This is a genomic window from Mycobacterium sp. IDUB_1, from assembly GCF_055419625.1.
This window is the reverse complement of record NZ_JBVAYA010000001.1, coordinates 875,506-896,085: the sequence shown is the minus strand read 5'-3', so window position 1 is coordinate 896,085 and position 20,580 is coordinate 875,506. Positions and strand designations below refer to the sequence as shown.

Genomic DNA, 20,580 nt, shown 5'->3' with positions numbered 1-20,580 from the left:
GTGAGGGTACCCGGGTGGTTCTGGAAGGATGTCGGGGTGACGGTAGAAGCGACATCTTCCAAGTCCGGTATCGATCTGCGCTACGTCGACGGCGACGCGAGGCCGCAGGATGATCTGTTCGGTCACGTCAACGGGCGCTGGCTCGCCGAGTACCAGATCCCCGCGGATCGGGCCACCGACGGTGCCTTCCGCACGCTCTACGACCGCGCAGAGGAACAGATCCGCGACCTCATCACCGAAGCTGCCGAGGCTCACGCGCCCGAGGGAACCGATCAACAGCGCATCGGCGACCTCTTCGCGAGCTTCATGGACGAGCAGACGATCCGTGAGCGCGGGCTGGCCCCGCTGTTGGAGGAGCTGGCTCTCGTCGACGCCGCCGACACCCCCGAGGCGCTGGCCCGGGTGCTCGGTGAACTGCAGCGCACGGGCGTGGGTGGGGGGACGGGCGTGTACGTCGACACCGACTCCAAGGACTCGACGCGCTACCTGCTGCACATGACGCAATCCGGCATCGGCCTGCCCGACGAGTCGTACTACCGCGACGAGCAGCACGCCGAGATCCTGGCCGCCTATCCCCAGCACATCGCCGCGATGTTCGCCCTGGTGTACGGCGGTGAGCGCAGTGCTACCGCGGCTGACGTCGTCGCGCTGGAGACCAAGCTCGCGGCGGCACACTGGGATGTGGTCAAGCGCCGCGACGCCGACCTGACCTACAACCTGCGCACGCTGGCCGACGTGGCCGCCGAAGCGCCCGGCTTCGACTGGGCAGGCTGGCTCGGTGCGCTGGGCGCGGGGCCGGAGCGGGCTGCCGAAGTGGTGGTGCGCCAACCGGATTACCTGACCGCATTCGCGGCGCTGTGGTCGAGCCAGCCCCTCGAGACGTGGAAGACGTGGCTGCGCTGGCGACTCATCCATGCGCGCGCGTCGCTGCTGACCGATGAGCTCGTCGCCGCGGACTTCGCGTTCTACGGCCGGCTGCTGTCGGGGACCGAGCAGATACGCGACCGCTGGAAGCGGGGCGTGTCGGTGGTCGAGTCGCTGATGGGTGATGCGCTGGGCCGGCTCTACGTCGAGCGGTACTTCCCACCGCAGGCCAAGGCGCGGATGGACGAGCTGGTGGCCAATCTGCGCGAGGCCTACCGGGTGTCGATCAACACCCTGGAGTGGATGACCCCGCAGACGCGGGAGAAGGCTCTGGCGAAGCTCGACAAGTTCACGCCGAAGATCGGCTACCCGGCGAAGTGGCGGGACTATTCGTCACTGGTGATCGCCCGCGACGACCTGTACGGCAACTACCGCCGCGGTTACACGCTGGAGTACGACCGCGACCTGGCCAAGCTCGGCGGCCCGGTCGATCGCGACGAGTGGTTCATGACCCCGCAGACGGTCAACGCGTACTACAACCCCGGCATGAACGAAATCGTCTTCCCCGCAGCGATTCTGCAGCCCCCGTTCTTCGACGCCGACGCCGACGACGCCGCCAACTACGGCGGTATCGGCGCGGTGATCGGGCACGAGATCGGGCACGGCTTCGACGATCAGGGCGCCAAGTACGACGGTGACGGCAACCTGGTGGACTGGTGGACCGACGCGGATCGCAGTGAATTCGGTTCGCGCACCAAGGCATTGATCGAGCAGTACGAGACGTTCACCCCGCGCGGGCTCGAACCGTCACATCACGTCAACGGTGCCTTCACCGTCGGCGAGAACATCGGCGACCTGGGCGGGCTCTCGATCGCACTGCTGGCCTACCGGCTGTCACTGGGCGGCAAGCCGGCGCCGGTGATCGACGGGCTGACCGGCGAGCAGCGCGTGTTCTTCGGCTGGGCCCAGGTGTGGCGCACCAAGTCCCGCGAGGCCGAGGCGATCCGGCGTCTGGCCATCGATCCGCATTCGCCGCCGGAGTTCCGGTGCAACGGCGTGGTGCGCAACATGGACGCCTTCTATGAGGCGTTCGACGTCAGCGAGAGCGACGAGCTGTACCTGGAACCCGAACGGCGCGTGCGGATCTGGAACTGATCGGTCAGCTGACGGGCAGCCGCAGGACGTACCCCGCCTCGAGGGCCACCCACAGCGCACCGTCGGCGGCCATGGCGAGTCCGTGCGGTTCGCTGCCTGCGGGCAGGTCGATCGTCACGACCTCGCCGTCGGCGCCGACGCGGGCGACCTGGTCGCTCTCCCAGAGGCTGACCCAGACCCCGTCGGCTCGATCGGCCACCACGGCGTGAGGCTTGCCCGGTAGTTCGAGTTCCTGAATCGCCTCGTTCATCGGGATGCGGCCCAGCTTGTCTGCCCGAATCTCGGTGAACCACACCGCATCGTCGTGCGTCGCCGTGATGCCGACGGGCCCTGCCGCCGGGGTCGGCGTCGGCCGGACGCTGATGTTTCCTGCCATGTCCACCCGCCCGATGGCGCTCTTCTGATTGAGGGTGAACCACATCGCGTCGTCGGGACCCGCGGTGATCATCGACGGGGCGCCGCCGGGGGCGGCCACCACCTCCACCCCGTCGTCCGCGCCGATCCGGCACACCGTGCCCGACGTCATCGTCGTGAACCACAGCGCCCCGTCGGGCCCGACGCAGAGACCGAACGGTGCGCTACCACCGGGCAATTCGATCTCGCGCTGGGTGCCGTCCATCCCGATCCGCCCGATCCGGTCGTCACCGCTGCGAGTGAACCAGATGCCGCCGTCCGGCGCCGCCACGATGATCGACGGCTTGCTCTGCGGATGCACCGGGTGGACGTCGAGGTCACCATCGGGGGCGATGCGCGCGATCTCGCCGCTGTGCACGAGTGTCACCCAGATGGCGCCGTCCGCTCCCTGCGCGAGCGCGTACGGGCCGCCGGGAACAGCGATGTCCAGGGCGCGGCTCACGCCACGACCGTACGGCACGGCACGCTCAGAACAGGAAGCGAGCCCGCACCTCCGGCGCCGGGATGGGACACGTGTCGTGGGTGCCGAAGATGCGGTACCGGACACGGGCGAAGCCGTCATAGAGCCGGTCGCGGACGGGCGCCGGGATGGCTCTGGCGAGCAGCAGCGCCCGCCACGGCCCGCCGAGGTATTTCGCCACAGCCAGCGCGGCGGCCGATCTCACGGAGACGCTCTCGTCGGGCCTGCCAGGGTTGTCCACGAACACCACAGAGTCCACGTCGGCCAGGAACGGATGGCGGGCGAGGACGCCGGCGCCGAAATCGCTGTCGAGCGCAGCGAACCGCAGATCGCCGTCGCGGTCGAGCCGCAGGATGGTCTGTACGGCACCGTTGCAGAATCCGCAGATGCCGTCGTACAGCAGAACCGGCGTATTGGCGTCCATCGCATACCTCCTCGCGCCGACATCAGGGTTCCCGCCCGCGCGGCAATGATGCCGAATGTGAGATATCAGATGCTCGGTCGATCGGGCGCGATGAACGGCCGCACCGCGAGCAGGTACGCGGCCAGCAGGACCAGGGGCGCGGCCAGCGGAATCCAGGGCAGTTCGATCGGTACCGCGACAACGAGGGTGGCGGCCGCGGCGAATCCGACCGCGAATGCCATCGTCGGTACGGTCGCCGCGTCGTGCCGGGTGACCAGGTAGGCGGTGGCCGCAAGGCCGGAGAGCGCCGCGGCCAGTGGCGGGGTGCCGGCCAGCACGACGGTCAGGACGGTCGCCGCGACGGCGACCGTGGCTGCGGGTCGCCACCAGATCGCGACGGCGACGGCGACGGCGGCAGCGCCGGCCGCGACCAGCGCCCACCCCGCCCCGTCACCGACCGCTGCGCCGATCATCACCGCGGCAAAAGCCAAGGGCAGCAACACCTTGTTCATCGCCGCCGCTCCGGGAGCAGAGCCATCGCCTGGTCCAGGGTGGCCTCGTCAGGCCACGCCACGATGTCGACCCCGACGGTGGCCATGTCGCGATACATGAAGGCGCGCTGCATCGCCCACACCCGATCGACGAGCGGATCGATCTCACCCTCGACGGGGCAGCCCTGCAGCACGTCGACCGCCACCACCGGATGGCCTCGCCGGCGCAGGTCGATCAGTGCGAGCGCGAACTCGGTGTCGAGCATGGTGGAGAACGCGACGACGATCGCGCCGGCGGGCAGCGCGGGGCGCGGCGCGAGGGTGCCGGTGCCCGATTCATAGGTGCTGCCGGTGGCGCCGAGCATCGTATCGAGGATGCGGTAGAACTGGCGGGCGCCGATGTCGGCCCCTAGCCAGCGGGTGGTGCGGCCGCCGAGCGCGACGAGCCCGGCCCGGTCGCCGTAGCGCAGCGCGCTCTGCACCACCTGCGCGGCGCCGCGCGCGGTCCGCTCGGTCGTAGCGGTGGCCGGCCCCGGCGGTTGCGGATACGTGTCGAAGAGCACCACCACGTCGGCGGCCCGGTCGGTGAGCCGCTCGGTGATGTGCAGGGCGCCGCGCCGGGCGCTGACGGGCCAGTTGACGGTGCGCAGCTGGTCGCCGGGCACGTAGGGCCGGATGTCGGCGTACTCGACGCCGGGGCCGGTGTGCCGGGTCAGGTGGGTGCCCAGGCGGTCCAACAGTTCGGTGCGTGGGATCGCGGTCGACTGCGGCGGCGCCACCGGGAACACGCAGACCTGTGCGGCGGGCGCGGAGCCGGCTCCTTCGAGCAGCCCGCCGCGGCCGAGGACGCGCACCCTCGCCTCGATGGGATAGCGCCCCCACCGCGGCGCCTGCACCGTGACCGTCGCACCCGAGGCGTCGACGGTCATCCCGGGCGGGGCAACGGCCGTGACGGCGACGGTACTGCTGTCGTCGGCGTGGGCGCCGACCGTGACCAGCACCTGCTCACCTTCAAAACACCTCTGCTGAGCCGGTTCTCCGCTCACCGACACCGTCGGCACGGGTCGTTGCCATGCCAGAGAGCAGAGCACCGCCACCAGCGGTGCGCCGAAGGCGATCAGATCCCAGCGGCCGGTCAGCACGGCGACACCGAACGCAAGCGCCGTACACGTCGTCGCCGATCGCGTCAACGCCGAAGCACGCCAACGCAACTCGACGACTGTCACGAGGTGCCCCTGGCGCGCGGAACGGGCGTGCGGCGCAACAGGTCGTCGACGACGTCGGCGCCGGCAACCTTGCGCACCCACATCTCCGGCCGCAGGCTGATGCGGTGCGCCATCACCGGCACGGCCAGCGCCTTGACGTCCTCCGGGATCACGAAATCGCGGCCGGCGAGCAGCGCGCGGGCGCGGGCCAGCTGCACCAGATCCAGCTCCGCGCGGGGGCTCGCACCGACGGCGACCTGCGGGTGGTGCCGGCTCGCTGTGGCCAGCGCGACGACGTAGCCGAGGACGTCGTCGTGCACGGTGACCAGCTCGACCGACTCCTGCATCGCGATGAGTTCCTGCGCGGTCACCACCTCGGTCACCTCGGGAGGCGCCGAGCCCCGCTCCAGCCGGCGCCGCAGCATCGTCGTCTCGTCCTGTGCCGACAGGTATTTCAGCTCCAGCCGCAGCGCGAAGCGATCCAGCTGGGCTTCGGGTAGCGGGTAGGTGCCTTCGTATTCGATCGGGTTGTCGGTGGCCAGCACCAGGAACGGCTCGGGCAGCGGGTGGGTGACCCCGTCGATGCTGACCTGGCGTTCGGCCATCGCCTCCAGCAGCGCTGCCTGCGTCTTGGGTGGGGTCCGGTTGATCTCGTCGCCGAGGAGCAGGTTGGTGAAGACGGGGCCGCCCCGGAATTCGAACCGGCCCGACTGCATGTCGTAGATCGTCGAACCCAGAAGATCCGCGGGCAGCAGGTCCGGCGTGAACTGCACGCGGGTGAACCGCAGCCCGAGGGCGGCGGCAAAAGACTTGGCGATCAACGTCTTTCCCAGACCGGGCAGATCCTCGACGAGAACGTGGCCGCGGGCGAGCACGGTGATGAGGATCAGCGTCAGCGCCTCCCGTTTACCGACGACGGCCCGGCCGATCTCGTCGAGCACGGCCTCGCACGCCGCCGTCGTGGTGGCCAACGGCGCGTTCACAGTCGGGCCAGCCGATTCAGGATCTCGTCGAGGACGTCGCGCCCAGGCCCTGGCTCGGTGGCGCCGGTGCGCGAGATGTTGTTCGGGTCCACCCACGGCCAGAGCCGCTCGCCGAACAGCATCCGCCCGGTCGCATCGATGCTGTCGGCGTCCTTGCGTTTCCGGTTGCCCGCCGCGAGTTCGAACTGGCGCGCCAGCATCGGCCGCAGTCTCCGATCCCAGTCGGCGCGCGACGAGTCGGCCCATGAGATCAGCGTCTCGGTGCGAGAATGCCAGCGCTGCAACGAGATCGTCGCGGTATCGGCGGCAGCGTCGAGCTCGGTGTCAGTGCGTCGGGTGAGGTGCCAGCGGATCCACACCAGCGCGGCCACCAATGCAGCGCCGGTCACGGCGATCACCAGATCGCGGTCGGCGAGCGCGAACGCACAGACCTCCACCGCGACGACCAGCGCCACGGCGGCCGCGACGACGCGGGTCACGAGGCGCCCTGCAACTCTCGCTGCACCACCTGCAACGCGCGCACGGCCTCGTCGCGGTGTCCCTCGTTCATCACGTGGGGAGAGAAGCGCGCCTCCTCGAACAGATCCACCAGCTGCGCGGCGCTGCCCGCATGCACGGCGCGGCGGGCGACCGCGCGGGCGAGCACCTCGGCCGGGGTGTCCGAGGCCTGCGGGACGGTGCCCGGCGATTTCTCCAGCTCCTGCTCCATCGCGACGTAGCAGGCGATGATCGCCTCCCGCGGATCGCGGCTGCGGTCGCCGACCTCGGCGAGTCCCCGCTCGGCCGCGCGGGCCAGATCCGGGGCGGGCGGTGGCGGTGAGCCCGTCGTGGGCCCGTCACCGGCAATCGGCGCCGGGGTGGTCCGCCTCAGGCGCGCGAGCAGCGTCGCCAGCACGGACAGCGCGACCAGCACGACGGCCGCACCCATCAGCAGGTCGAACATGCTGCCATCTGCCCCGCGCTCGGGGCCGGCCCCAGAACCGTCCGCCGGCGCGTCGGGCGCGGCCGTGGGAGGCGATGGCGCTCCGGGGTCCGACGGGTCGATCGTCGACGCCCACCGCATCAGCAGCAGGACGATCAGCAGCCAGGCCAGCAGCACGGCCCCGGCGATCAGCAGCATCCGCCACGAGATGGCGCCGCCGGCGCCGGCATCGCGCCGTGGCGGCTCGCTGTCGGCGTGGTGGGGGCGCGGTGTTCGGGCCCGCGCGAGCACCGACACAGCCAGCGCCGTCACCGACACAGCCAGCATGATCACGACGGCGACCTGGGAGCCCGATCCGTCGGGATCGTCGTCGGGCGTCGGGGGCGGTGCCCCGGGGAGAATTCCGCGCAGCGCGGCGATGGCGAACAGCGTCAGCAGGAGCACGCCGACGGTGCGGACCACTGCCTTGCCGTCACCGGGCATCCGCGCCCACCCTTCGCCTCACACCATCGTGGCACGGGGGTGACCGCTAGCCGGCCGGTCCAGCTCAGTTCGTCAGAACATCTGCCAATCGGACCCACCGTCGGGCTGGTTGTACAGCCCGCCCTTGGAGTTCTTGACGACGACGGGATCACCGCTGCCGAAGTTGTCGTAGAACCACTGGGCATTCGCGGCGCTGAGGTTGATGCAGCCGTGGCTGACGTTGCGTTTCCCTTGGTCGCCCACCGACCACGGCGCGCTGTGCACGAAGATGCCGCTGTTGTCGATGCGCACGGCGTCCTGCACCTTGAGTTTGTAGCCCTCGGCCGAGTCGACGGGCACGCCGTAGGTCGAGGAATCCATGATGATGTCGGCGAACTTCTCCAGCACGTAATAGGTGCCGTTCTTGGTCTCGTGCTTGCCGTCGGTCTTGCCCATCGACACCGGGAACGTCTTCTCGACGACGCCGTTGCGCACGACCGTCATCGTGTGGGTGGTGTCGTCGACGGTCGCGACCAGTTGCTCGGGCACCGTGAAGCTGGACTTCGTCCCTGCGGCGTCGATGTTCACGACGGTGCCGGCCGGCCAGAAGTCCTGGGGGCGCCAACGCAGCTGCGTGTCACTGGTCCAGTAGAAGCGGCCGGGCACCGGCGGTACCGAGGAGATGTGGACGGCGTCCTGGGCCATCTGCCGGTTGGCGATGGGCCGCTGGAAGTTGATGTAGATCGGCTTGGCCGCACCCACGATCGAGCCGTTGGTGGGGTTGAACGACGGCGGCACGAAGGGCGGCTGACCGACGAACGGCGTCGGGTTCTGCCCGGCGGGCGTTCCCTCCGGGATCGGCATCGGGTCACCGGGGATCACGGCGAACGGGTCGGCCGCGGTGGGAGTCACGGCAGGCGCGGGTGGCGGCGCGAACGGGTTCGGGAACGCCAGCGGGTTGGGCGGCGGCGCGAACGGATCTGCAGGCGCCGGCGGCGGCGCCACGTCGGGCTGCGCGAGTGCCGCCGGGGCGCTGAGCACCATGCCGGCGACCACGGTCATCACCGACAACACGGCGATCAACCGACTCCTGTTTGCCTGCCGCATGCAAGTACCTCCAAGTCCCGCGACTGCACCCAGTGTGGCACAGCGTCGGGAACGATTCTCCTGGCCAGCGGGCTGACGTATCCCGGGCAGCCGCCATCGTGGTGGCCCTGACCTGCACTGATGATCGTCGCCGCGGCGCCGAGTGTTACGCGGGTGCGACCGTAGGCTCGACGGATGATCGTCGCATTCAGCATCAGCCCCCTGGCGGGGGACCAGAAAGGTGGAGTGGGCGACGCGGTCGCCGAAGCGGTGCGGGTGGTGCGCGCCTCGGGTCTGCCCAACGAGACCAACGCCATGTTCACCAACATCGAGGGCGAGTGGGACGAGGTGATGGCCGTGGTCAAACAGGCCGTCGATGCTGTCGCCGCGGTGTCCCCGCGCGTCAGCCTGGTCCTCAAGGCCGATATCCGGCCGGGTTACACCGGGCAGCTCACCGCGAAGGTGGCGCGCATCGAGGACGCCCTCGGTCAGTGAGCACGTTGCCTCGTCGGCGTCAGAACCTTACCCTGGAGTAAGTACAACTGTTCACCGAAGGGGGTTCCGGCATGCGCACCAAGGACATGCAGTCCCTCGGCGAGGTGGCGGCTGAGGGCCTGAGCGTGCTGAACACACTGGTCCGCGGCGTGCACACCGGTATCGCAAGCCGCGTGTTCAGCTCCATCGGTCCCGCGGCGCGGCCGGTGGAGATCGTTCACGATGCGATCGCCGGCGCGGTCTACGACGCACTGGACGTGACGGGTGCGCGGGTCCCTCCGAAAGTCGCCGAGCTCGCCGCAGCGGGGCTCGCCTTCGACGACGACCAGCCGCTCGACGAGCGCAGGGGTGTCGCCGAGGCCATCGCCGCACTCAACGGCATCTACGGTGACGAGCTGGCCGAGCGCGGCAACGAGTTCGCCGCTCCGATGGCGATCCGCGTGGACGGACGCGCGGTGGCGTTGACCCCCGGCGCGATCAACGACGCATTCCCCGAACCCACCGACAAGCTCGCGGTGTTCCTCCACGGGCTCTGCCAGACGGAGTCGTCGTGGCGCCGTCCGCCGCGCCCGACCACCGGCGCGCCGTCGACCTGGTATGGCGAACGCCTGCACGAGGATCTGGGCTACACGCCGATCGCGATCCGCTACAACACCGGTCTGCACATCTCCACCAACGGGCGCTCTCTCGACGACCTGCTGACCCGGCTCCTCGAGGTGTGGCCGGTTCCGGTCAGCCGCATCGCGTTGATCGGCCATTCGATGGGCGGGCTGGTGGCTCGCTCGGCCTGCCACTACGCCAACGAGCGCAATCGCCGGTGGTGCCGGGCCACCCGCCAGGTGGTGTGCCTGGGTTCTCCGCATCTCGGCGCTGACCTGGAGAAAGGCGTCAATGCCGCGAGCTGGCTGATGATCCGGCTGCGTGAGACACGGGCGATCGCCGAGCTGCTCAATCTGCGCAGCGACGGCATCAAGGACCTGCGGTTCGGCTCCGTCCTCGACGACGACTGGGCCGAGGCGGACCCCGACGAGTTCCTGCGCGATCGGTGCCGGGAGGTGCCGTTCCTCCCCCAGGCCCGCTACCACTTCGTCGCGACCTCGGCGGCACCGACCGCGCTCGGCATGGTGGTCGGCGATCACCTGGTGCGTCCGGCCAGCGCATCGGGCCGCGGCCGCAAGCGCCGCCTGCCTTTCGAGGACGACGCCGGCCTGGTGCTGACCGGTCTGCACCACTTCGATCTGCTCAACCATCCGGAGATCTATCAGCGTCTTCACGAGTGGCTTTCGCGCAAGTGAGCTGGGGCGTGAGCGAAACCACAGCACAACGACGTTCGGAACCCCCTGTCGCACATCGACTCACAGATATGGACACACACGACAAGCACGCATCGCCCGACCGGGCCGCGCCGTTGGGTCCGGTGGCCGGCGAAACACTCAAGGACGCGGCCAACTGGCCGGGCCACACGATGATCGCGGTCGGTTTGATCGCGTTCGCGCTCTCGCTCTGCGGGTTCGCCGTCGGCAGAAGCGGATTGGCACTGGTGGCCGCGGCGGTGTCAGCGGCCGGGCTGGTGTCCGGCGTGGGCTGGCTCTACGCCGAGCACCGCAGGCTACGCACGCGCGGCACCGACATCGCCGTCGAGCGGCCGGAGGACGTGCCGCCGGCGTAGTCATCCCCAGAGCCGTTTTCATCCCCAGGCTCGGGGTGAATTGTCAGTGGCCGCTGGGAGATTGGGGTCATGTCTCCGAGCAGTTCCTTGGCCATCGATGAGCGGTTGTCGGTGCTGCATGAGGAATTGGCGGAGCTGACGGGGCAGCGCAATGCGATCGATGCGCGGATCGTGGCGATCGCTGCCGAGATCGACCGCGACGAGCTGTGGGCCGCGGCCGGAGCCCGCTCGACCGTGGGGTGGCTGGCGTGGAAGGCGGGGGTGTCGCCGTCGCGGGGGCAGACGATCGCGGCGATCGCGGCGCGCTACGACGAATTCCCGCAGTGCATCGAGGGGTTGCGGGAGGGCCGGTTCTCCGTTGATCAGGTCGGGGTGATCGCTGAGCATGGCCTGCCGGGCTCGGACGAGCACTTCGCCACCATGGCGCAATCCGCGACGGTCACCCAGTTGCGCACTGCGTTGAAGATGCAACCCAAACCCATCCCGGAACCGCGGCCCGACGACGAGGCAGAGGATGAGGACGGCGTGCCCGTCGTCGATCCGGGGCCGCAGGTCTCGATCACTACGACCTCCGATGAGCAGTACACGTACTGGCACATCGCGCTGCCACACGTCGAAAACGCCGCCTTCGACGCGGCGCTGGCATCGCACCGTGACGCGCTGATCTCCGAATGGACGGCCACCGACCCTGATGGGCGGGCGTCGATGCCCGGCAACGCCGCGGCGTTCCTGCGGTTGGTCGACGCCAGCTGGGACGCCGAAGCGATCGCCCGCCCGCACGGGCAACGCACCACCGTGGTCGTGCACGTCGATGTAGCCAGCCGAGTCGCGGCCCTGCACTTGGGGCCCGTTCTGCCCGACGGCGACCGCCGGTACCTGGCCTGTGATGCCACCTGCGAGGTGTGGTTTCACCGCGACGGGCAGGTGATCGGGGCCGGGCGTTCGACCCGGACGGTGAACCGGCGCCTACGGCGGGCGCTCGAGCATCGCGACCGTGTCTGCGTGGTCCCCGGGTGCGGGGCGACCCGCGCACTGCACGCCCATCACCTGGTGCACTGGGAGGACGGCGGCCCCACCGAGCTGTGGAACCTCGCCCTGGTCTGCCCGTATCACCACCGGGCCCATCACCGTGGCCTGATCACGATCACCGGACCCGCCGACCAACTCATCGTCACCGACTCTGTCGGTCGAGCGTTGACCTCAGCGTCGCTGGCACGACCGCCAACCCAACCACCGCCGGATGTCGCACCATGTCGCGGTCCGACCGGGGAACGCGCGAACTGGTGGTGGTACCAGCCCTACGAGCCGCCCGGTCAGCCGTCTGGGTACAGCTAGGAGCGCACCAGCCGCGCGATCGCGGCGGAGGCTTCGGCGAGCTTCGCGTCGGCCTCCTCGCCCCCGGCGGCGACGGCGTGCGAGACGCAGTGGCCGAGGTGCTCGTCGAGCAGGCCCAGCGCCACCGACTGCAGGGCGCTGTTGACGGCGCTGATCTGGGTGAGGACGTCGATGCAGTACTTGTCCTCGTCGATCATCTTGGCGATGCCTCGGACCTGGCCCTCGATGCGGCGCAGCCGCTTGGCGTAGTTCTCCTTCTGCGCCGAGTACCCGTGCGAATCGGTGTCCTCGGCATGGCTGTCATTGCTCACGGGCTGCCCTCCAGCATCGTGGTCATCTGGTTGAGTTCGGCCGTCTGCGTCGACACCATCGTCTTCGCCATCGACACCACGTCGACGTTCTTGCCGCCCGCGATCTCGGCGTTGGCCACGGCGATCGATCCCCGGTGTTGGTCGATCATCGACTGCAGCCACAGACGATCGAAGGCCGTGCCCTGCAGCGGTTCCAGCTGCGCCAGCACTGCCGGAGCCTGGCCGGCGGCCATCTTCGGCCGTTGGTCCCACTGGACGAGGAAGACGTTGAGGGCATTGATCTGGAGCTGCTGCTGCGTTCCGATGCGCTGGGCCAGACCGATCACGTCGGCGTTGGTGGAGCGCCGCGGGACCGCATCCGCGAGCGCGATCGCGGCCCGGTGCCGGTCGATCATCTCGTCGGCGAACGTGACGTCGGCGGCGTTGTATCCGGCGGCCTCGCCGGCGATGACGGGGGTATCCGTCGTCGACCGCGTTCCCGGTGCCGCAGCGGGCCCACCGCAGCCGGCCAGCGCGGCAGCGGCAGCCACTGCCGCGAGCGCTTGGCGGACCTTCGACATGCCGCCACCCTACCCGTACCCCACGGGGGTATCCATATTGGTTTTGCCGGGGCAAACGCCAGGCGCATAATCGTCGGCATGCCCAACTCGCACACCCCGGCGACCCCGGACATCAAGCCCCGCAGCCGCGACGTCACCGACGGGCTGGAGAAGACGGCCGCCCGCGGGATGCTGCGCGCCGTGGGCATGGGCGACGACGACTGGGCCAAGCCCCAGATCGGGGTCGGCTCGTCGTGGAACGAGATCACCCCGTGCAACATGTCGCTGCAGCGGTTGGCGCAAGCGGTCAAGGCCGGGGTCCACGAGGCGGGCGGCTACCCGCTGGAATTCGGCACCATCTCGGTGTCCGACGGGATCTCGATGGGCCACGAGGGCATGCACTTCTCGCTCGTCTCCCGCGAGGTCATCGCCGACAGCGTCGAGACCGTCGTGCAGGCCGAGCGCCTCGACGGCACCGTGCTGCTGGCCGGCTGCGACAAGTCCATCCCCGGCATGCTGATGGCGGCCGCGCGGCTGGACCTCGCCAACGTCTTCCTCTACAACGGCTCGATCATGCCCGGCGTCGCGAAGATGACCGACGGATCCGAGCGCGAAGTCACGATCATCGACGCCTTCGAGGCCGTCGGCGCCTGCGCCCGCGGGTTGATGTCCCGCGAGGACGTCGACATCATCGAGCGTGCCATCTGTCCCGGCGAGGGTGCCTGCGGCGGCATGTACACCGCCAACACGATGGCGTCTGCCGCCGAAGCGCTCGGCCTGTCGCTGCCGGGCAGCGCCTCCCCGCTGGCCGTCGACACCCGGCGCGAGGACTACGCGCGCAGGTCCGGCGCCGCCGTCGTCGAGATGCTGCGCCGCGGCATCACCGCACGCGACATCCTGACCAAGGAGGCGTTCGAGAACGCGATCGCCGTCGTCATGGCGTTCGGCGGGTCCACCAACGCGGTGCTGCACCTGCTGGCCATCGCGTGGGAGGCCCAGGTCGAGTTGACGCTCGCCGATTTCACCCGCATCGGGAACAAGGTGCCCCACCTGGCCGACGTGAAGCCGTTCGGCCGCCACGTGATGAAGCACGTCGACGAGATCGGCGGCGTGCCCGTGGTGATGAAGGCGCTACTCGATGCCGGTCTGCTGCACGGGGATTGCCTCACCGTCACCGGTCAGACCATGGCCGAGAACCTGGCCCACATCGAGCCGCCGGATCCGGACGGCAAGGTGCTGCGGGCGATGAACAATCCGATCCACCCCACCGGCGGTATCACGATCCTGCACGGCTCGTTGGCACCGGAGGGCGCGGTGGTGAAGTCCGCCGGCTTCGACTCCGACGTGTTCGAGGGCACCGCACGGGTTTTCGAGCGCGAGCGCGCCGCGCTCGATGCGCTGGAGGACGGCACGATCACCCACGGCGACGTCGTGGTGATCCGCTACGAAGGCCCCAAGGGCGGACCCGGCATGCGGGAGATGCTGGCGATCACGGGCGCGATCAAGGGCGCGGGGTTGGGCAAGGACGTGCTGCTGATGACCGACGGCCGGTTCTCCGGTGGCACAACGGGGCTGTGCGTGGGCCACATCGCGCCGGAGGCCGTGGACGGCGGCCCGATCGCATTCGTCCGCGACGGTGACCGCATCCGCCTCGACGTGGCCAACGGGACGTTGGACATCCTGGTGGACGAGGCCGAATTCGATTCGCGCAAGGCCGGATTCACTCCGCTGCCCCCGGTGTACAAGACCGGCGTGCTGGCCAAGTACACCAAGCTGGTCGGCTCGGCGGCCGTCGGCGCGGTCTGCAGCTAAATTCGCGATGACTGCGGCGTTCCTGCTGACCAGCCTGATCGTGGTGATCACGCCGGGCACCGGCGCGCTCTACACCGTGGCCAGCGGCCTCTCGCACGGCACGCGGGCGTCGCTGCTGGCCGCGGTCGGGTGCACGCTGGGCATCGTGCCGCATATGCTGGCCGCGGTGAGCGGGCTCGCCGCGATCATGCACAGCAGCGCCATCGCGTTCCAGACCGTGAAGTACCTCGGGGTGGCCTATCTGCTGTACCTGGCGTGGGTCACCTGGCGTGACGACTCCGACCTGGTCGCCGCCGACGCACCCGCCGCCCCGCCGGGATCGTGGCGCATCATCGGCACCGCGATCGCGGTCAACACGCTCAATCCGAAGCTGACGCTGTTCTTCTTCGCCTTCCTGCCTCAGTTCGTCGACCCCGCCGCCGGTTCTGTCGTCGGCGAGATGCTCGTGCTGTCAGCGGTTTTCATGGCGATGACGCTGGTGGTGTTCGCGGCCTACGGCGTGTTCGCCGCGGCGGTGCGCAGCCACGTGATCAGCCGCCCGCGCGTCGTGAGGGGGCTGCGCAAGACGTTCGCCGCGACGTACGTGGCGCTGGCCGCGCGGATGGCGCTCGCCTCCCGCTAGCCCCGGCAGCCGCACGAGTTGCGGCGATGGAACGACGTCGGCACCCGAATGCGTTGTGTCACACCGTGGGGTTCACGCACGCGCCGCAGCAGCAGTTGAGCCGCGGTGGCGCCGATGGTCTCGATGTCCTGCGCCGCCGCGGTCAGCTTTGGCTCGAACAGATCCGACCATTCGAAGTCGTCATAGCAGGCGAACGCGACGTCGGACGGGATCGCCAGGTCGAGGCTGCGCAGCGCCTTGAGGGCGCCGATGGTCATCGCGTTGTTCATCGAGACCAGCGCGGTGGGCCGGTTCTCGACGCCCATCGCGGCGCGCACCTCACGTTCGGCGACGTCGGTGCTCGACTCACCGTCGATCACCAGGGCGGGGTCGAGGGGGATGTCGTGGGCGGCCAGGGCGGCGGCGTACCCGTCGAATCGCTCGACAGTGGAGGAGATTCCGGCGATGCCGCGCACCACGGCGATCCGTCGGTGCCCGTGCTCGAGCAGGTGCTCGGTGAGGGCGCGCGCCGACTCGACGTTCTCGGCCCCCACCTGATCGCAGTCGATGTCGACGGCACGGTCGATGAGGACCAGCGGCGTGCCGGTGCGCACGATCGCCGGCAACGTCGTCCGCTCCGAGCCGGCCGCAGGGGCGACGATCATCCCGTCGGCCTGCCGGTCCAGCAGGGAGTCGGTGACCCGCTTCTCTGATTCCGCGTTGTCGTGCGAGTCGCCGACGATCAGCACGTAACCCGCTTCCGAGAGCGCCGTCTCGACCGCGTGCACGAGGTTGCCGAAGTACGGGTTGGTCAGCGCCGAGATCGACAGCCCCACCGTGTGGGTGCGCCCGGCCGCCAGCGAGCGGGCCACGCCGTTGCGGCGGTAGCCGGTCTCGGCGATCGCCGCCTCGACCCGCAGCCGCGTGCGGGTGTCCACCCGACGGGTCCCGTTGATCACGTGCGAGACCGTGGACGCGGAGACTCCGGCCAAGCGCGCGACGTCGCCCATCGTGGTCATGGCAACCGCAGAATGCGATCGGCCCGGCCGGCTGTCGACTCGATCAGCTGGGCGTTGCGCTCGTCGGATCCCAGTGCCCAGAACTCCGCCTCCTGCGGCGACTTTCCGAACGCCTCGTGCCGGCGCACCAGCCGCTCGTGCCGAATCCCGGTGTCCGGGGCCAGGAACCACACCTCGTCGACGCAGGCGCGGGCATCCGGCCAGGCACCGGAGTCCAGCAGCAGATAGTTGCCCTCGGTGACCACCAGCGGGATCGACGCGTGCACCGGGATCGACGAGCCGATCGGTTCCTCGATCTCGCGCCGGAACCGCGGGGCATAGATCACGGCGTCACCGTCGCGCTGTGTGCGCAGCGCGTCGAGCAGCCGCGCGTAGCCGCCGTCGTCGAACGTGTCGTGCGCGCCCTTGCGATCGCGCCGGCCCAGGTCGAGCAGCACCTCGTTGGCCAGGTGGAAGCCGTCCATCGGCACCAGCACCGCATCGCGGGGGCCGAGCGCGTCGACCAGTTGTTCTGCGACGGTGGACTTTCCGGCCCCCGGCGCGCCGGTCAGCCCGAGGATGCGCCGGGTACCGGGCGTGACCAGCGCCCGCGCCCAGGCGATCAGCTGCTCGACGGTGGCGGTGTCGACGTCCTGCTCGATGGTCACCCTTGCCGCCTTCGATCGTGGGAGAGTTCGGCCAGCCAGGCCCGCGGTCCGATCACCGAGCACCGCAGCGCGGCGACTCGCGCCGCGGCTTCGATGCGCTCGGTCAGGCGGACTGCACCGGCCGCACCGAAGTAGCAGTATGCGCCGTGGAACGCGTCCCCGGCGCCCAGGGTGTCGCGGGCCTGCACCTGCGGCACCGCGACGGTGCCGGACTCACCGTCCGACCACCACCGGACCGGCGCAGCGCCGCCGGTGATGACGACAGTGGGCACACCGTCGCCGAGAAGCGCGGCGGCGGTCGCCTCGGCGCTCTCGGCGCCGGGGGTGCGAAAGTCGCCGGAGCACACCATGTCCGGTGCATGCGCGACGAGGACGCTCATCACCGATTTCCACCGGCCCGCGTCGACGACGCAGGGCACCTGCGCAGCGGCAGCCGCGCGTGCCGCAGCGACCCCGATGACCGGGTGGTGCCCGTCGACCAGCACGACGTCGGCGCCGGCGACGAGGTCGTCGAGGGCCGCCGGTGCGGCTGCGTCGGAGGCGACCGCGTCGAGGGAGACCACCGAGCGGTCCCCGGTCGCGTCCACGACCGACACACTGGACACCGGGACCGGGCGAGCTGTTCCCGCCGCGGCGTCGATCACCTCGACGCCGTAGGCCACCAGGTCGCTGCGGACGAGGTCGGCGACCGGATCGGTTCCCAGTGCGGTGACCAGGACCGCGTCACCGCCGAGCGCGGCGAACGTCACCGCCGCGTTCGCGGCCGGACCGCCGGCTGCGACGAATTGCGCTGCTGCGGTGATCTTCTGGTTCACCGCGGGCGGCTCGGTGATGCGGTGGATGACGTCGAGGGTCGCCAGGCCGACGAAGATCCCCCGCGGCTCAGAGGCCGGCGCGTTCCTCATCGGTCGGCTCCTCCGCGCCGGTCATCAGTGCCACCACCTCGGACATCGACCGCTGCTTGGGGTCGACGACGCCGGCACGCTGCCCCAGCCGGTGGATGTGGATGCGATCGGCCACCTCGAAGACATGCGGCATGTCGTGGCTGATGAGCACCACCGGAATACCGCGGTCCCGAATGGATTTGATCAGGTCGATCACCTGCCCCGACTCCCGCACACCGAGTGCGGCGGTCGGCTCGTCCATGATGATCACCCCGCGGCCGAACGCCGCCGCACGAGCCACCGCGACACCCTGACGTTGCCCACCGGACAGCGTCTCGACGGCCTGGCTGACCGCCTTGATGCCGATCTTCAGATCAGACAGGTGGCGGGAGGCGTCCTGACGCATGCGCGGCATGTCGAGGCGACGGAAGACGCTGCCCGCGACGCCTTTTCGCCGGACCTCTCGGCCGAGGTACAGATTCGAGGCGATGTCGAGGGCCGGCACCACCGCGAGATCCTGGTACACCGTCTCGATTCCGGCGGCACGTGCGTCTCGGGTGTTCTTGAACGACACCGGTTGCCCGTTCATCAGGATCTGACCCGAGTCCGGAATCACCGCGCCGGCAAGAGCTTTGATCAGGCTGCTCTTACCCGCACCGTTGTCACCGATGACGGCGAGCACCTCCCCGGCGCGTAGCTCGAAATCGGCACCGTTGATCGCGGTCACGTTTCCGTACTTCTTGACGAGGCCGTGCGCTTCCAGAGCTGGGTTCGTCGTGGTGGTCATCGTGATCTCCTGCGGGTGAACTGATCCAGAGCCACCGCGACGATCACCAGGACCCCGGTGGCGATGTTCTGGTAGAGGTTGTCGACGCCCGCCTGGGTGAGCCCGTTACGCAGCACGCCGACGATCAGCGTGCCTACCAGCGTGCCGCCGACGCCGCCGCGACCGCCGAACAGGCTCGTCCCCCCGATGACCACCGCGGTGATGGTCTCGAGGTTGGCGTTCTGGTACGCGTTCGGGTCCGCGTTGGGGATGCGGCCCAGCGCAGCCCACGCCGCGATCGCGGCGATCACGCCGGTGGTGACGTACACCGACAGCAGCACCCGGCCGGATTTGATGCCGGACAGATCGGATGCCTGCGGGTTACCGCCGACCGCGTACACGTGCTTGCCCCACGCGGTTTGGGACAGCGCGTACCACGTCACGAGGTAGACCAGCAGCATCGCGACGACACCGAACGTCGTCGAGAACGTCCCGATCCGGAACGACGTGCCCAGGAACGTCAGCGGTCCCGGCGTGACGCGGTAGGTCTCCGAGCCGGCGAGCAGCCGGGTGGCGGCCTGGATCGCCGTGAACGTCCCGAGGGTGACGATGAACGGCGGCAACCGCAAGGCGGTGACGAGCCCACCGTTGAGCGCGCCGAACACCACGCAGACAGCCAAGGTGGACCCCAGGGCGACGACCGGCCCGTTCGCACCGGCACTCTGGGCCATCACGATGGTCCCGAAGACGGCCACCGCCCCGATCGACAGGTCGATGCCGGAGGTCAGGATGATCAGCGTCTGCCCGACCGCCAGGATGCCCACGACCACCGACTGCTGCAGGATCAGCGACACGTTCTGCGGCTCGAGGAACGAGTCCGAGATGACGCTGAAGATGATGATCGCCAGGACGAGCGCGACCAGCGGGCCGAGCAGGGGTTCACGCAGGAGGTTCGATACCGTCAGCCGACTCGACAACGACGGCTTCGTTTGTGGTGCAACGCCGCTCGTCATGACCCGGCGGTACCCCAGCAGTTCTGCTCACCCCAGGCGGTGTCCTTCGACGGCAGGCCCGGCATGGGCTTGTCGGTGATGAGTTCGGAACCCGTGTCGTTGAAGCCGCTGGGCTTGGTGCCGTCCTTGGCGAACTTGACGACGGCCTGCACGCCGAGCTCGGCCATCTTCGCCGGGAACTGCATGACCGTCGCGCCGATCTTGCCGGCCTTGACGTCGGCCACACCGGTGCAGCTGCCGTCGATCGAGCCGATGGTGATCTGCGCGGCCCGGCCGGCCGACTGGATGGCCTGGTAGGCGCCGGCGGCTGCCGGCTCGTTGATCGTGTACAGCGCGTTGATCTGCGGCGCGCGCTGCAGGATGTTCTCCATCGCGGTCTGCGCCTTGGTCTGATCGCCGTTGGTGTTCTCCTGCCCGACGATCTCGGGCGAGTTGTTCGTGATGCCGAAGCCCTCGAGGAAGCCGTCGTGGCGGAACGTGTCCACGGTGCCGCCGGGTGTGCCGTCGAGCATCACGACCTGCGGGGCGGCGTTGCCGAGGGCCGCCTTCACCCACTTGCCCTGGCTGACGCCCGCGGCTTTGTTGTCGGTGGCGAAGGTGGCGTCGACCGCGTCCTCGGGATCGGTCGCCGTGTCGAGCGCGATGACGATGACGCCCGCATCGCGGGCCCGCTTGATCGCGTCGAGCACGCCGGTCGACGAGTTCGGCGTGATCAGAATGCCTTTGACGCCCTGGCCGACCATGTTCTCGATCGCGGTGACCTGGCCTTCGTTGTCGCCGTCGAACGCACCCGCCAGGGCGACCAGCTGGGCGCCGTCCTTGTCTGCCTGCGCCTGCGCGGCCTCGCGGAGTTTCACGAAGTACGGGTTGGAGTCGGTCTTGGTGATCAGGCCGACCTTGACGCTGTCCGATCCGGAGCCGCCGCTACACCCGCTCAGCCCCAACACCAGTGAACCGGCCATCACCACCGATCCGATCGCGAACGCCGCGCTCTTGCGCCTGCCAACGGTGCCGACCATGTGGACTCCCTTGTCCCCGGGCGGC

General features: G+C 69.6%; 23 protein-coding genes. 7 read left to right on the top strand and 16 right to left on the bottom strand.

All coding sequences use genetic code 11. The features are described 5' to 3' along the window. Positions 1–36 precede the first annotated feature (36 nt). Positions 37–2,019 carry a M13 family metallopeptidase gene (locus ACZYYX_RS04615; RefSeq protein WP_463813251.1) on the top strand — a complete coding sequence of 661 codons (1,983 nt, stop codon included), beginning with the start codon at positions 37–39 and terminating at the stop codon, positions 2,017–2,019. A gap of 4 nt (positions 2,020–2,023) precedes the next feature. Here the strand turns inward: ACZYYX_RS04615 and ACZYYX_RS04610 are convergent, their stop codons facing one another. The 8 genes from ACZYYX_RS04610 to ACZYYX_RS04575 all read right to left on the bottom strand — a co-directional run bounded on the left by ACZYYX_RS04610 (position 2,024) and on the right by ACZYYX_RS04575 (position 8,466). Further along, positions 2,024–2,875 carry a Vgb family protein gene (locus tag ACZYYX_RS04610; RefSeq protein WP_463813250.1) on the bottom strand — a complete coding sequence of 284 codons (852 nt, stop codon included), beginning with the start codon at positions 2,873–2,875 and terminating at the stop codon, positions 2,024–2,026. 25 nt (positions 2,876–2,900) lie between these two features. Continuing rightward, positions 2,901–3,317: a thiol-disulfide oxidoreductase DCC family protein gene (locus ACZYYX_RS04605; RefSeq protein WP_463813249.1), complete on the bottom strand. Its 417-nt coding sequence runs from the start codon at positions 3,315–3,317 to the stop codon at positions 2,901–2,903. Between the two features lie 65 nt (positions 3,318–3,382). Further along, positions 3,383–3,808 carry a hypothetical protein gene (locus ACZYYX_RS04600; protein WP_463813248.1) on the bottom strand — a complete coding sequence of 142 codons (426 nt, stop codon included), beginning with the start codon at positions 3,806–3,808 and terminating at the stop codon, positions 3,383–3,385. Continuing rightward, on the bottom strand, positions 3,805–5,013 hold the full coding sequence (locus tag ACZYYX_RS04595) for a DUF58 domain-containing protein (RefSeq protein WP_463813247.1): 1,209 nt from the start codon (positions 5,011–5,013) through the stop codon (positions 3,805–3,807). Before ACZYYX_RS04595 ends, ACZYYX_RS04600 begins: the two co-directional genes overlap by 4 nt. Next, the gene (locus ACZYYX_RS04590; protein ID WP_463813246.1) at positions 5,010–5,975 is read right to left on the bottom strand and encodes an AAA family ATPase; all 966 of its coding nucleotides are present in this window, start codon (positions 5,973–5,975) and stop codon (positions 5,010–5,012) included. Before ACZYYX_RS04590 ends, ACZYYX_RS04595 begins: the two co-directional genes overlap by 4 nt. Then, on the bottom strand, positions 5,972–6,454 hold the full coding sequence (locus ACZYYX_RS04585; protein ID WP_463813245.1) for a hypothetical protein: 483 nt from the start codon (positions 6,452–6,454) through the stop codon (positions 5,972–5,974). The genes ACZYYX_RS04590 and ACZYYX_RS04585 overlap by 4 nt, the downstream gene beginning before the upstream one ends. Continuing rightward, positions 6,451–7,380 (bottom strand): DUF4129 domain-containing protein, encoded by a 930-nt coding sequence (locus ACZYYX_RS04580; RefSeq protein WP_463813244.1) that lies wholly within the window; start codon positions 7,378–7,380, stop codon positions 6,451–6,453. The genes ACZYYX_RS04585 and ACZYYX_RS04580 overlap by 4 nt, the downstream gene beginning before the upstream one ends. A 72-nt stretch (positions 7,381–7,452) precedes the next feature. Beyond that, positions 7,453–8,466 carry a L,D-transpeptidase gene (locus ACZYYX_RS04575; RefSeq protein ID WP_463813243.1) on the bottom strand — a complete coding sequence of 338 codons (1,014 nt, stop codon included), beginning with the start codon at positions 8,464–8,466 and terminating at the stop codon, positions 7,453–7,455. Between the two features lie 174 nt (positions 8,467–8,640). Here ACZYYX_RS04575 and ACZYYX_RS04570 point away from each other — a divergent pair, with 174 nt between their 5' ends. The 4 genes from ACZYYX_RS04570 to ACZYYX_RS04555 all read left to right on the top strand — a co-directional run bounded on the left by ACZYYX_RS04570 (position 8,641) and on the right by ACZYYX_RS04555 (position 11,944). Further along, entirely contained in the window at positions 8,641–8,940 is a 300-nt protein-coding gene (locus ACZYYX_RS04570) for a thiamine-binding protein (protein WP_463813242.1), read from the top strand. A 71-nt stretch (positions 8,941–9,011) separates the two neighbouring features. Then, entirely contained in the window at positions 9,012–10,235 is a 1,224-nt protein-coding gene (locus ACZYYX_RS04565; RefSeq protein ID WP_463813240.1) for an esterase/lipase family protein, read from the top strand. A gap of 68 nt (positions 10,236–10,303) precedes the next feature. Next, positions 10,304–10,609 carry a hypothetical protein gene (locus ACZYYX_RS04560; RefSeq protein ID WP_463813239.1) on the top strand — a complete coding sequence of 102 codons (306 nt, stop codon included), beginning with the start codon at positions 10,304–10,306 and terminating at the stop codon, positions 10,607–10,609. Between the two features lie 69 nt (positions 10,610–10,678). Continuing rightward, on the top strand, positions 10,679–11,944 hold the full coding sequence (locus ACZYYX_RS04555; protein ID WP_463813238.1) for an HNH endonuclease signature motif containing protein: 1,266 nt from the start codon (positions 10,679–10,681) through the stop codon (positions 11,942–11,944). On the opposite strand, the gene ricR is transcribed toward ACZYYX_RS04555, so the two are convergent. Both ricR and ACZYYX_RS04545 read right to left on the bottom strand, forming a co-directional pair. Next, positions 11,941–12,255, bottom strand: a complete 315-nt coding sequence (gene ricR / locus ACZYYX_RS04550) for a copper-sensing transcriptional repressor RicR (protein WP_463813237.1) — start codon at positions 12,253–12,255, stop codon at positions 11,941–11,943. The genes ACZYYX_RS04555 and ricR overlap by 4 nt on opposite strands. Next, positions 12,252–12,815, bottom strand: a complete 564-nt coding sequence (locus tag ACZYYX_RS04545; RefSeq protein WP_463813236.1) for a DUF305 domain-containing protein — start codon at positions 12,813–12,815, stop codon at positions 12,252–12,254. The genes ricR and ACZYYX_RS04545 overlap by 4 nt, the downstream gene beginning before the upstream one ends. 78 nt (positions 12,816–12,893) lie before the next feature. Here ACZYYX_RS04545 and ilvD point away from each other — a divergent pair, with 78 nt between their 5' ends. Together ilvD and ACZYYX_RS04535 are read left to right on the top strand one after the other, a co-directional pair. After that, a complete protein-coding gene (gene ilvD, locus ACZYYX_RS04540; protein ID WP_463813235.1) occupies positions 12,894–14,606 on the top strand; it encodes a dihydroxy-acid dehydratase in 1,713 nt (570 codons plus the stop codon). A gap of 7 nt (positions 14,607–14,613) precedes the next feature. Beyond that, entirely contained in the window at positions 14,614–15,228 is a 615-nt protein-coding gene (locus tag ACZYYX_RS04535) for a LysE family translocator (protein WP_463813234.1), read from the top strand. Here ACZYYX_RS04535 and ACZYYX_RS04530 read toward each other — a convergent pair. From ACZYYX_RS04530 to ACZYYX_RS04505, 6 genes are read right to left on the bottom strand one after another with little or no spacing between them, the layout of a single operon-like run. Then, positions 15,225–16,226: a LacI family DNA-binding transcriptional regulator gene (locus tag ACZYYX_RS04530; RefSeq protein ID WP_463813233.1), complete on the bottom strand. Its 1,002-nt coding sequence runs from the start codon at positions 16,224–16,226 to the stop codon at positions 15,225–15,227. The two genes, ACZYYX_RS04535 and ACZYYX_RS04530, sit on opposite strands and share 4 nt — an antisense overlap. Then, positions 16,223–16,873 carry a nucleoside/nucleotide kinase family protein gene (locus ACZYYX_RS04525; RefSeq protein WP_463813232.1) on the bottom strand — a complete coding sequence of 217 codons (651 nt, stop codon included), beginning with the start codon at positions 16,871–16,873 and terminating at the stop codon, positions 16,223–16,225. Before ACZYYX_RS04525 ends, ACZYYX_RS04530 begins: the two co-directional genes overlap by 4 nt. After that, entirely contained in the window at positions 16,870–17,778 is a 909-nt protein-coding gene (locus ACZYYX_RS04520) for a PfkB family carbohydrate kinase (protein WP_463813231.1), read from the bottom strand. Before ACZYYX_RS04520 ends, ACZYYX_RS04525 begins: the two co-directional genes overlap by 4 nt. Next, on the bottom strand, positions 17,756–18,544 hold the full coding sequence (locus ACZYYX_RS04515) for an ATP-binding cassette domain-containing protein (RefSeq protein ID WP_463813230.1): 789 nt from the start codon (positions 18,542–18,544) through the stop codon (positions 17,756–17,758). Before ACZYYX_RS04515 ends, ACZYYX_RS04520 begins: the two co-directional genes overlap by 23 nt. After that, positions 18,541–19,536 (bottom strand): ABC transporter permease, encoded by a 996-nt coding sequence (locus tag ACZYYX_RS04510; RefSeq protein ID WP_463813228.1) that lies wholly within the window; start codon positions 19,534–19,536, stop codon positions 18,541–18,543. The genes ACZYYX_RS04515 and ACZYYX_RS04510 overlap by 4 nt, the downstream gene beginning before the upstream one ends. Then, complete coding sequence (locus ACZYYX_RS04505; RefSeq protein ID WP_463813227.1) at positions 19,533–20,555, bottom strand: substrate-binding domain-containing protein; 1,023 nt, start codon at positions 20,553–20,555, stop codon at positions 19,533–19,535. Before ACZYYX_RS04505 ends, ACZYYX_RS04510 begins: the two co-directional genes overlap by 4 nt. Positions 20,556–20,580 lie beyond the last annotated feature (25 nt).